The sequence below is a fragment of the Micromonospora sp. I033 genome, from assembly GCF_053890995.1.
The window spans coordinates 21,859-33,110 of the sequence record NZ_JBSSLX010000051.1 but is presented as its reverse complement, the minus strand read 5'-3'; the positions used below and the strand labels follow the sequence as shown (position 1 = coordinate 33,110).

Genomic DNA, 11,252 nt, shown 5'->3' with positions numbered 1-11,252 from the left:
GATCTCCGTCCATGCATGCTGGTACGCGCCGACGTCACTGGCGGCGTGGGGAGCGTTGGGGGGCGGCCGAACGGCCGGGTGGACCCGCGCGGGCACGCGTGTCCGTTATCCAGGAAAGGCCATCCGGCGCGAACCCGCATCTCGAAAAGGGCGATCGTGACGGACAACACCTGACGGTCCAGCCGGACGCAGGTGGGTGGATTTCGGTTACCGTCCGAACGGGTGGATTGGCGGAGCGTGCCGCGGGGCATTAGCGGCGTGCGCACCGGCCGGCCCGCCCGTCCGGTGCGCTCATGATCATGGCCTAAGGGAGCGACATGCAGGTCTGGCCGGGCGAGAGCTACCCCCTCGGCGCCACCTACGACGGGATGGGGACCAACTTCGCGATCTTCTCCGAGGTGGCGGAGAAGATCGAGCTCTGCCTGTTCGACGAGTGGGACACCGGCGCCGAGCGCCGGGTCGAGCTGCGCGAGGTCGACGCGTACGTCTGGCACGCCTACCTGCCGGGGATCGAGCCCGGCCAGCGCTACGGCTACCGGGTGCACGGGCCGTGGGACCCGGCCAACGGGCTGCGCTGCAACCCGCACAAGCTGCTCCTGGACCCGTACGCCAAGGCGGTCGACGGGGAGGTCAGCTGGGACCCGGCCGTCTACGACTACGAGGTGGGCGGCGACCCGGACCGCCGCAACGACACCGACTCGGCGCCGTTCATGCCGAAGTCGGTGGTGGTGAACCCGTACTTCGACTGGGGCAACGACAAGCCGCCGCGCACGCCGTACCACCACTCGGTGATCTACGAGGCGCACGTGCGCGGGCTGACCATGCGGCACCCGGACATCCCGGAGGAGCTGCGCGGCACGTACGCGGCGATCGCCTCGCCCGTCATGATCGACTACTTCAAGCGGCTCGGGGTCACCGCGGTCGAGCTGATGCCCGTGCACGAGTTCGTGCACGACCACCGCCTGGCCGACCTGGGGCTGCGCAACTACTGGGGCTACAACACCATCGGCTTCTTCGCCCCGCACCACGGCTACTCCGCACTGGGCCGGCTCGGCCAGCAGGTGCAGGAGTTCCGCGGCATGGTCAAGGCGCTGCACGCGGCCGGCATCGAGGTGATCCTCGACGTGGTCTACAACCACACCGCCGAGGGCAACCACCTCGGGCCGTCGCTGAGCTTCAAGGGCATCGACACCCCGAGCTACTACCGGCTCTCCGAGGAGGATCGCCGCTACTTCGTCGACTACACCGGCACCGGCAACAGCCTCAACGTGCGCAGCCCGCACTCGCTCCAGCTGATCATGGATTCGCTGCGCTACTGGGTCACCGAGATGCACGTCGACGGCTTCCGCTTCGACCTGGCGGCCACCCTGGCCCGGGAGTTCTACGAGGTGGACCGCCTCTCCACCTTCTTCGAGGTGGTGCAGCAGGACCCGGTGGTCGGCCGGGTCAAGCTGATCGCCGAGCCGTGGGACGTCGGCCCCGGCGGCTACCAGGTGGGCAACTTCCCGCCGCAGTGGACCGAGTGGAACGGCAAGTACCGGGACACCGTGCGCGACTTCTGGCGCGGCGAGCCGGCCACCCTGGCCGAGTTCGCCTCCCGGATCTCCGGCTCCGCCGACCTCTACCAGGACGACGGGCGCCGCCCGTTCCACAGCATCAACTTCGTCACCTGCCACGACGGGTTCACCCTCACCGACCTGGTCTCCTACAACGACAAGCACAACGAGGCCAACGGCGAGGAGAACCGGGACGGGGAGAGCCACAACCGGTCCTGGAACTGCGGCGTCGAGGGGGAGACCGACGACCCCGGGGTGCGCGCCCTGCGCGCCCGGCAGCGGCGCAACTTCCTGGCCACGCTGATCCTCTCCCAGGGCGTGCCGATGATCGGCCACGGCGACGAGCTGGGCCGCACCCAGGGCGGCAACAACAACGCCTACTGCCAGGACAGCGAGCTGGCCTGGGTCGACTGGGAGCGGGCCGACGAGGAACTCGTCGCGTTCGTCCAGCGACTCACCGAGTTCCGGATGCGGCACCGGGTGTTCCAGCGGCGCCGCTTCTTCACCGGGCTGCCGGTCGGCGGCCGGGCCGCCGGCACCGCCCTGCCCGACCTGGCCTGGTACACCCCGGACGGCCGGGAGATGACCGGCGAGGACTGGGGCAACGACTTCGGCCGCTCGGTGGCCCTGTTCGTCAACGGCGACGGCATCCCGGAACGCGGCCAGTACGGCCAGCGCCACCGGGACGACTCGTTCCTGCTGCTGTTCAACGCGCACGACGCGCCGCTGGACTTCACCCTGCCACCGGCCGAGTTCGGGCAGCGCTGGGAACTGGTCATCAGCACCGCGGACCCGGATCCGGAGAAGACCCTGGTGGTCGAGGCGGGCGGGAGCGTCTGCGTCCCCGACCGCTCGCTGCTGGTCCTGGAGAGGACGGCCTGACCATGCCCGACACCCCCCACCCCGACGACAGCACGGCGACGACGACGCGGGTGGGGTCGACCTACCGTGTCCAGGTCCGCCCCGGCTTCGACCTCGACGCCACCGCCGGCCTCGCCGGCTACCTGGCCGACCTCGGCGTCACCCACCTCTACAGCGCGCCCCTGCTCACCGCCACCCCCGGCTCCCCGCACGGCTACGACGTGGTCGACCACCGCGCGGTCAACCCGGAACTCGGCGGCGAGGGCGGCCGGCAGCGCCTCGTCCGGGCGCTGCGCGCGGCCGGGCTCGGCCTGGTCGTGGACATCGTCCCCAACCACGCCGGGGTGGCCCGGCCGGCGGCCAACCCGGCCTGGTGGGACGTGCTGCGCCGGGGCCGGGCCTCGGCGTACGCGGACTGGTTCGACATCGACTGGGACCGGGGCCGGCTGCTGCTGCCGGTGCTCGCCGACGCCCCCGACGCCCTCGACGACCTCAAGGTGGTCGACGGGGAGCTGCGCTACCACGAGCACCGCTTCCCGATCGCCGACGGCACCGGGGACGGGACGCCGCGCGAGGTGCACGACCGGCAGCACTACGAGCTGGTCAACTGGCGGCGCGGCGACACCGAGCTGACGTACCGCCGGTTCTTCGCCGTGTCCGACCTGGCCGGGCTGCGGGTGGAGGACCCGGAGGTCTTCCGCGCCACCCACGCGGAGATCCTGCGCTGGGCCGCCGCCGGGGATCTCGACGGCATCCGCGTCGACCACCCGGACGGGCTCCGCGACCCCGCCGGCTACCTGGCCCGGCTGCGCGCCGCCGCGCCCGGAGCCTGGCTGGTGGTGGAGAAGATCCTGGAGTACGGGGAGGAGCTGCCGGACTGGCCGGTCGACGGCACCACCGGCTACGACGCGCTGGCCGCGGCCTGCGGGCTCTTCGTCGACCCGGACGCCGAGGCGGACTTCACCGCGCTGGACGGCCGGCTCACCGGGCGGCACACCTCGTGGCAGGACCTCACCCACGACACCAAGCTGGCCGCGGCCACCCGGCTGCTCGCCGCCGAGCTGGGCCGGCTCGCCACGCTCGTCCCCGAGCTGCCCGGCGAGCAGGTGCGGGCGGCCCTGGCCGAGCTGGCCGCCGCCTTCCCGGTCTACCGCGGCTACCCGCCGGAGGGCGCCCGGCACCTCGCCGCCGCCCGCGCCGAGGCCGGCCGCCGCCGACCCGACCTGACCGCCGTGCTGGACGCGGTCACCACCCGGCTCCGCGACCCCGGCCACGAGCTGGCCGCCCGCTTCCCGCAGCTCTCCGGCGCGGTGATGGCCAAGGGGGTGGAGGACACCGCCTACTACCGGTGGAGCCGGTTCGTCGCGCTCAACGAGGTGGGCGGCAGCCCGGCGCACTTCGGCGTGCCGCCGGCCGAGTTCCACCGCTTCGCCGCCGCCCGGCAGGTGCGCTGGCCGGGGAGCATGACCACGCTCTCCACCCACGACACCAAGCGCGGGGAGGACGTGCGGGCCCGGCTCGCGGTCCTGTCCGAGCTGCCCGGGCGCTGGGCCGAGCGGGTGGCCGACTGGATGTCCCGCGCCCCGCTGGCCGACCCGGCCTTCGCCCACCTGCTCTGGCAGACCGCCGTCGGGGCCTGGCCGATCGAGCGGGACCGGCTGCACGGGTACGCGGAGAAGGCGGCCCGGGAGGCGTCGACCTCGACCAGCTGGGCCGACCCCGACCCGGGGTTCGAGCACGAGCTGCACGCCCTGGTCGACCGGATGTACGACGACCCGGAGCTGCACGCCCAGCTCACCGCGTTCGCCGCCGAGATCGCCCCGGCCGGCTGGTCGAACTCGCTCGGGCAGAAGCTGGTCCAGCTCGCCATGCCCGGTGTGCCGGACACCTACCAGGGCACCGAGCTGTGGGAGAACTCCCTGGTCGACCCGGACAACCGCCGCCCGGTCGACTTCGCCGTACGCCGGGAGCTGCTGGCCCGGCTCGACGCCGGCTGGCGGCCGGCGGTGGCCGCCGACGGCGCGGCCAAGCTGCTCGTGGTCTCCCGCACCCTGCGGCTGCGCCGGGCCCACCCGGAGCTGTTCACCGGCTACCGGCCGGTGCCCGCGCGCGGCCCGGCCGGCGCGCACGCGGTGGCCTTCGACCGGGGCGGCGCGATCGCGGTGGCCACCCGGCTGCCGCTGCGGCTGGCCCGCGCCGGCGGCTGGCGCGACACGACGCTGGCGATTTCCGGCAACAGTGTTACGGACGTGTTCACCGGTCGGGTCTACAGTGGGGCTGAGCTGCTGATGCACGATCTGCTGAGCACCTACCCCGTCGCCCTCCTCGCTCCCACCGACTCCGTGGAGGCTGCCGCATGACCGAGTTCACGGTGTGGGCGCCCGAAGCCGCCCGGGTCCGGCTGCGCCTGCCCGGCGTCGCGGACCACGACATGCGTCCCGGTCCCGAGGGCTGGTGGCGGGTCGAGGTGCCCGGCGCCGGACCCGGCACCGACTACGCGTTCCTCCTCGACGACGACGATCGGGCGCTGCCCGACCCCCGGTCCGCCTGGCAGCCGCAGGGCGTGCACGGGCCGAGCCGCCGCTACGACCACGCCGCGTTCGACTGGACCGACCAGGGCTGGACCGGGCGGCAACTGCCCGGCAGCGTCCTCTACGAGCTGCACATCGGCACCTTCACCCCGGAGGGCACCTTCGACGCGGCGATCGGCCGCCTCGACCACCTCGTCGACCTCGGCGTCGACCTGGTCGAGCTGCTGCCGGTCAACGCCTTCAACGGCGAGCACAACTGGGGCTACGACGGGGTCTGCTGGTACGCGCCGCACGAGCCGTACGGCGGGCCGGACGGGCTCAAGCGCTTCGTCGACGCGGCGCACGCGAAGGGGCTGGGGGTGATCCTCGACGTCGTCTACAACCATTTCGGGCCCTCCGGGGCCTACGCGCCGCGCTTCGCGCCGTACCTCACCGAGCAGAGCAACACCTGGGGCCGCACGGTCAACCTGGACGGGCCGCACTCCGACGGGGTCCGCCGCTACATCGTCGACAGCGTGCTCATGTGGTTGCGCGACTACCACGTCGACGGGCTGCGGCTGGACGCCGTGCACGCCATGCCCGACTCCCGGGCCACCCACCTCCTGGAGGAGGTGGCGACCGAGGTGGAGGCGCTCTCCACCCACGTGGGCCGGCCGCTGTCGCTGATCGCCGAGAGCGACCTCAACGACCCGAAGCTGATCACCCCGCGGGAGGGCGGCGGCTACGGGCTGCACGCGCAGTGGAACGACGACGCCCACCACGCGCTGCACACCCTGCTCACCGGGGAACGGCAGGGCTACTACGGCGACTTCGGCTCGCTCGAATGCCTCACCGACGTGCTGACCGGCGCCTTCTTCCACGCCGGCACCTGGTCCAGCTTCCGCAACCGCAGCCACGGCCGGCCCGTCGACCGGCAGCGGACGCCCGGGCACCGGTTCGTGGCGTACCTGCAGAACCACGACCAGATCGGCAACCGGGCCACCGGCGACCGGATCTCCCAGACCCTCTCCGCCGGGCTGCTGCGGGTCGGCGCCACGCTGCTGATGACCGCGCCCTTCACCCCGATGCTGTTCATGGGGGAGGAGTGGGCGGCCAGCACCCCGTGGCAGTTCTTCACCAGCCACCCCGAGCCGGAGCTGGCGACCGCCGTGGCGACCGGCCGCCGGCGGGAGTTCGCCGCGCACGGCTGGCCGCCGGGGGAGGTGCCCGACCCGCAGGACCCGCAGACCTTCCTCCGGTCCCGGCTCGACTGGGCCGAGCTGGACAAGCCGGAGCACCGGGAGATGTACGACTTCTACCGGCGGCTCATCGCGCTGCGCAAGCGCCGCCCCGACCTCTCCGACCCCCGGCTCCACCACGTCGAGGTGCGCCACGGCGACCAGTTCCTGCTGATGCGCCGCGGTGGCTGCCTGGTGGTGGCGAACCTGGCCGGCAAGCCGCAACGGATCAACCTGCCCGGGGTGGTGCGCCGGGTGCTGCTCGCCACGTCCGAGGGGGTCACCGTCATGCGGGACGGGATCGAACTGCCGCCGGAGTCCGCCGCGATCGTGGCGCTCTGACGCCGACGCGGGACCGGGCCCGGTGGGGCGCCGGTCCCGCGCCGCCCGGTCAGGCCCAGGGGGCCATCGGGTACCAGGGAATGATCTCCCGGCGGGCGAGCAGCCGGACGTCCCAGTAGAGGAACGTGAAGGCGCCGGCGACGAGGAACGCGACCGCGGTCAGCACGGCCAGGCGGCTCGGCCGAGCGGCGAACCAGCGTTGCAGTCGGGACCCGGCCAGCCACGCCAGCAGCAGGAACAGCACCGCCATGATGACGATGTTGCCGATCGACTGGAGGGTGAACGCCGCCGCACCGTAGAGCGGGTTGCCGCTCTCGGCGGCGTCGCGGAACATCTGCCGGAACAGCGCGAAGGGCCGTCCGATCAGGAAACCGGCGATCAGCGCGCCCATGAAGACCATCGGGGCGTTCGGCCAGCGCCGCGCGATCCGGGCGAAGGGGTCCGGCACCACGCCGAGCGAGGCCAGCCCGAGATAGATCATGACCAGCCCGATCACGCCGAACACCACCATCGACTGGATGCTGCGCGGCGACAGCCCGCCCGGAGTGGTCGGCGCGGTGGAGAACTGCGGCATGGACGTGCCGACGAGGCCCACCACGGCGCCGTACGCGGCCGACACCGCGACCATGCCCACCGCCATCCAGCCGAGCGGCCGCAGCGGCGCGGCGAACCGGCTCCACCGGCCGCCCGTGCTGCCGGTCAGCGGGGCGAGCGCGCCGAAGGCGGCGATGTTGCACGCGGTGAAGGTGCCGGCGACGCCGGAGACGAAGGCGAACAGCACGCCGGCGGCGATCCCCTGGATGGGGGTCTCCTTCGCGTCGTGGCCGAGCAGGGTGTTGGCGACGTTGTCGCCGATGGTCTGGTCCACGAACTCGGCCGACCAGACCACGGTCAGCAGGAATCCGCCGAGGAGGCCGAGCAGGACGATGAGCCCCCGTCGCCGGGGGAAGTGACCGTTGACGAAGGTGGAGGTGCCCGCCCGCACGGAGGTGCGGGAAGGCCTGACCTGCTCGTCGTGGTGCCGTGGGGGCCGGTGGGTCTGCGTCACGGAGCGCTCCTCGCGGTCGGGGACGGAACCGGACGCGACGCCGACGCCGGTGACGACGACGTCAACGACGGTGGGACCGGCCGACCGCCGGTGCGGAGCACCCGGCCACGGCGCCGCCGGGCGTCGACCTGTGCCGATCGACGACCGTTCCCCATCCTCGGGGCGGACCGTCCGCGCGGCTTCCTCCGCCGTGCTCAATCCCGCCGAGCCGGGGCGGTCAGGGCAGCGGCCACTCGTGGACGGGCCGGTTGCTGTGCATCAGGTCGACGTAGTGGCGGACCACCTCGCGCAGCGCCTCCGGCCGGTCCAGGTGGTCGGCGGACTCCAGGCGGTGGAGCGTCGCCACCTGCCAGGTCGCGCCGTTGCGGCCGGTCAGGCAGCGCTGCTCGACGATGCCGAGCAGCCGGTCCCGCTCGGCCGGGTCGAGGCCCCACCGGTCCAGCCCGTGGTGGGCCAGCGGCAGCAGCCGGCGCAGCACCAGCTCGGTCACCGGCAGGTAGCCCAGCCCGGGCCAGAACACCTGGGCGTCGATGCCGTGCCGGGCGCAGTTGGTGAAGTTCTCCTCGGCCGCGCTGAACGACATCTGCGACCAGAGCGGCCGGTCCGATTCGGCGAGGGCGCGGACCAGACCGAAGTAGAAGGCGCCGTTGGCGACGGTGTCCAGCACGGTCGGCCCGGCGGGCAGCACGCGGTTCTCCACCCGCAGGTGCGGGCGACCCTTCAGCACGTCGTAGACCGGGCGGTTCCACCGGTAGACGGTGCCGTTGTGCAGCCGCAACTCGGCGAGCTTCGGCACGCCGCCCGCGGCCAGGGTCTCCGCCGGGTCCTCCGGGTCGCAGACCGGCAGCAGCGCCGGGAAGTAACGCACGTTCTCCTCGAACAGGTCGAACACACTGGTGATCCAGCGTTCCCCGAACCAGACCCGGGGACGTACCCCCTGGGCCTTGATCTCCTCGGCACGGGTGTCGGTGGCCTGCTGGAACAGCGGCACCCGGGTCTCCCGCCACAGTTCCCGACCGAACAGCAGCGGCGAGTTCGCGCCGAGCGCGACCTGGATGCCGGCGATCGCCTGGGCGGCGTTCCAGTAGTCGGCGAACTGGGCCGGGCTGACCTGGAGGTGGAACTGGGTGCTGGTGCAGGCGGCCTCGGGTGTGATGGTGTCCGCGGTGGTGGCCAGCCGCTCCACCCCACTGATCGAGATCCGCAGGTCCTCGCCCCGCGCGGCGAAGATCTGCTCGTTGAGCAGGGCGTAGCGGGGATTGGCCGAGAGCGTCTCGGCGGTCAGGTGCTCCGGGCGCAGGGTCGGCAGGATGCCGATCATCACCATGTGCGCGCCGATCCCGCGGGCCTTCTCCTCGGCGGCGTTGAGGCTGGCCCGGACGTGCTCCTCGAACTGCGCCGTGCCGGTGCCGGTGAGCCGGCGCGGTGCCACGTTGATCTCCACGTTGAACTGGCCCAGCTCGGTCTGGAAGCTGGGATCCGCGATCGCCTCCAGCACGTCGGCGTTGCGCATGGCCGGCTGCGAGTCGCCGTCGACCAGGTTCAGCTCGATCTCCAGCCCGGTCATCGGCCGCTCCACGTCGAAGCGGGACTCGCGCAGCATCTCGGCGAACACGTCCAGGCAGCGCCGCACCTTGTCGCGGTAGCGGGCCCGGTCCTCCCGGCTGAAGGTGCGCACGCCGACGTCCTCGCCCATGGTCACCACCCTGTCACCGTTGGTCCCCCTAACCTCGCACGCCACGGCGGCGTGGGGAAAGAGCCGGGGGACCCATTACTACCCAGCTCTCCCGGTGGTGATCCCTGTCGCGTCGCACAGTGTCGCGGCCCGGTCCGGCGGGCCGGCTGGCTAGCATGGCCGGATGCGCGAGATCACCACCCGGCTGTTCGTGGCGGCGGCGATCGCCGAGGCCTGCTCGTGGGCCGCCCTGCTGGCCGGCATGGCCGTGAAGTACGGGCCGCCGCGCAACGAGATCGGCGTGCACGTGTTCGGCCCGGTCCACGGCGCGCTCTTCGTGGCGTACGGGCTGCTCGTGCTGGTGGTGGCCCGGCAGCGCCGCTGGTCGCTGTGGCACACCGCGATCGCGCTGGCCTGCGCCGTGCCGCCGTTCGCCACGGTGCTCTTCGAGCGCTGGGCGCGCCGCCGCGGCCTGCTCGGCGCCCCGGCCCGCACCGACCGCCCCCTCACCCCGGTCGGCTGACCGCCGGCTCAGCCAGCCAGGAAGTCGCTGAGCAGGGCGGCCAGTTCGTCGGGCGCCTCCTCGGCCATGTGGTGGCCGGAGCGGATCGAGGCCGCCCGCACGTCGTCCGCCCACTCCCGCCAGATCGCCGCCGGGTCGCCGTACAGCTCGACCATGTCGTCCCGCTCCGACCAGGCGAAGAGCACCGGGCAGCCGATCCGCCGGCCGGCGGCCCGGTCCGCGTCGTCCGCCGCCCGGTCCGGGCCGAGCCCGGCCCGGTAGTCCTCGCACATCGCGTGCACCGTGGCCGGGTCGTGGATGGCCCGGCGGTAGTCGGCGTACGCCTCCGCGCCCATCGCCTCGGGTGAGCCGCCGTACCACGCGTCCGGGTCGGCGTTGATCACCCGCTCGGCCGGCTTGGCGAGCTGCCCCAGGAAGAACCAGTGCCACCAGCGGGCGGCGAACCGGGCATCGCAGCGCGCGAGGGCCTCGCCGATCGGCACCCCGTCGAGCACGGCGAGCCGGGTCACCCGGTCCGGGTGGTCCAGCGCGGTCCGCATGGCCACGTACGAGCCCCGGTCGTGGCCGACGACCGCGGCCCGGGGATGGCCGAGCGCGTCGAGCAGCGCCACCACGTCTCCGGCCATCGCCCGCTTCGAGTAGACCGTGTGCGCCGGGTCGCTCGGCGGCTTCGACGAGCCGCCGTAGCCACGCAGGTCGGGGCAGATCACCGTGTGCCGGGCGGCGAGCAGCGGCGCGACCCGGTGCCAGGTGGCATGGGTACGCGGGTGCCCGTGCAGCAGCACCACCGGCGGCCCGGAGCCGCCGTGCCGGACCCGCAGGCGGACCGGGCCGAGGTCGATCTCCGCCAGGGTGAATCCGGGAAACATGAGCGAGCCGGTGCCCCGGACGGTGGAGGCGGAAACCTCAGCCGAGCGCCGAGCAGGCGGCCACGCCCGCCACCAGCAGCAGGCCGAGCATCGCCTGGAGCAGCAGCGCCGGCCCCAGGTGCGACCAGACCGTCGCGGTACGCGGGGTCAGCAACTGGCCGGTGGTCAGGTTGACGATCCGCTCGATCCGGGGCGGCAGGTCGGCGTCGCGCTGCGGGCGCAGGGTGAGCTGCACGTGGTCGCCGGGGTGCAGGGCGCTCTGCGGCAGGTGCCCGTGCAGCTCCACCTCCACCAGGCGGTCGGCCGCGTCGCGCACCCGGACCGGGGTGACCAGGAACTCGGGCCCCTGCTTCAGCTCTTTGAAGCTGCGCCGGGCACCCCCGCCGCCGCTGCTGAGCAGGGCGCGCACCACCCGCAGCAGCAGCCCCACGACGCCCGCCGCCGTCAGCACCGCGACCAGCACCGGCTGCCCCACCCGCACCTCGCGGGCGTAGCCCTCCATGAGGCGGACCAGCCGGCCGGTGACGATCCGTTCCGTCGGGTGGACGGCGCGGCGGATGTGCAGGTCCGTGTCCATGTTCACCACCGAGAGTTCCGTTCCGTTCACTCATGGTATCGATCCTCGGGGTT

8 protein-coding genes are annotated in these 11,252 nt (G+C 73.2%); 4 read left to right on the top strand and 4 right to left on the bottom strand.

Annotated features, from left to right (window positions below):
• The first annotated feature begins 317 nt into the window (after positions 1-317).
• The 3 genes from glgX to treZ are packed head-to-tail and all read left to right on the top strand — an operon-like array spanning position 318 to position 6,507.
• Positions 318-2,438, top strand: a complete 2,121-nt coding sequence (gene glgX, locus ACW0Q9_RS11745; protein WP_456180488.1) for a glycogen debranching protein GlgX — start codon at positions 318-320, stop codon at positions 2,436-2,438.
• Positions 2,439-2,440: 2 nt separating this feature from the next.
• Positions 2,441-4,777 (top strand): malto-oligosyltrehalose synthase, encoded by a 2,337-nt coding sequence (gene treY, locus ACW0Q9_RS11740; protein WP_456180486.1) that lies wholly within the window; start codon positions 2,441-2,443, stop codon positions 4,775-4,777.
• Entirely contained in the window at positions 4,774-6,507 is a 1,734-nt protein-coding gene (gene treZ / locus ACW0Q9_RS11735; RefSeq protein WP_456180484.1) for a malto-oligosyltrehalose trehalohydrolase, read from the top strand. Before treY ends, treZ begins: the two co-directional genes overlap by 4 nt.
• 49 nt (positions 6,508-6,556) lie before the next feature.
• Here treZ and ACW0Q9_RS11730 read toward each other — a convergent pair whose 3' ends face one another.
• Both ACW0Q9_RS11730 and ACW0Q9_RS11725 read right to left on the bottom strand, forming a co-directional pair.
• The gene (locus ACW0Q9_RS11730) at positions 6,557-7,555 is read right to left on the bottom strand and encodes a hypothetical protein (protein WP_456180482.1); all 999 of its coding nucleotides are present in this window, start codon (positions 7,553-7,555) and stop codon (positions 6,557-6,559) included.
• Positions 7,556-7,772: 217 nt separating this feature from the next.
• On the bottom strand, positions 7,773-9,251 hold the full coding sequence (locus ACW0Q9_RS11725) for a glutamate--cysteine ligase (RefSeq protein WP_456180480.1): 1,479 nt from the start codon (positions 9,249-9,251) through the stop codon (positions 7,773-7,775).
• A gap of 163 nt (positions 9,252-9,414) precedes the next feature.
• Here ACW0Q9_RS11725 and ACW0Q9_RS11720 point away from each other — a divergent pair, with 163 nt between their 5' ends.
• Positions 9,415-9,753 (top strand): DUF3817 domain-containing protein, encoded by a 339-nt coding sequence (locus ACW0Q9_RS11720; RefSeq protein ID WP_456180478.1) that lies wholly within the window; start codon positions 9,415-9,417, stop codon positions 9,751-9,753.
• A gap of 8 nt (positions 9,754-9,761) precedes the next feature.
• Here ACW0Q9_RS11720 and ACW0Q9_RS11715 read toward each other — a convergent pair whose 3' ends face one another.
• Positions 9,762-10,622 (bottom strand): alpha/beta fold hydrolase, encoded by an 861-nt coding sequence (locus ACW0Q9_RS11715; RefSeq protein ID WP_456180476.1) that lies wholly within the window; start codon positions 10,620-10,622, stop codon positions 9,762-9,764.
• A 37-nt stretch (positions 10,623-10,659) separates the two neighbouring features.
• Positions 10,660-11,208, bottom strand: a complete 549-nt coding sequence (locus tag ACW0Q9_RS11710) for a hypothetical protein (RefSeq protein WP_456180492.1) — start codon at positions 11,206-11,208, stop codon at positions 10,660-10,662.
• Positions 11,209-11,252 lie beyond the last annotated feature (44 nt).

Excerpts from the sequence above, each read along its gene's own strand:
- glgX (WP_456180488.1), top strand. The coding sequence starts at position 318 with ATGCAGGTCTGGCCGGGCGAGAGCTACCCCCTCGGCGCCACCTACGAC.
- treY (WP_456180486.1), top strand. The coding sequence starts at position 2,441 with ATGCCCGACACCCCCCACCCCGACGACAGCACGGCGACGACGACGCGG.
- treZ (WP_456180484.1), top strand. The coding sequence starts at position 4,774 with ATGACCGAGTTCACGGTGTGGGCGCCCGAAGCCGCCCGGGTCCGGCTG.
- ACW0Q9_RS11725 (WP_456180480.1), bottom strand. The coding sequence starts at position 9,251 with ATGGGCGAGGACGTCGGCGTGCGCACCTTCAGCCGGGAGGACCGGGCC.
- ACW0Q9_RS11720 (WP_456180478.1), top strand. The coding sequence starts at position 9,415 with ATGCGCGAGATCACCACCCGGCTGTTCGTGGCGGCGGCGATCGCCGAG.
- ACW0Q9_RS11715 (WP_456180476.1), bottom strand. The coding sequence starts at position 10,622 with ATGTTTCCCGGATTCACCCTGGCGGAGATCGACCTCGGCCCGGTCCGC.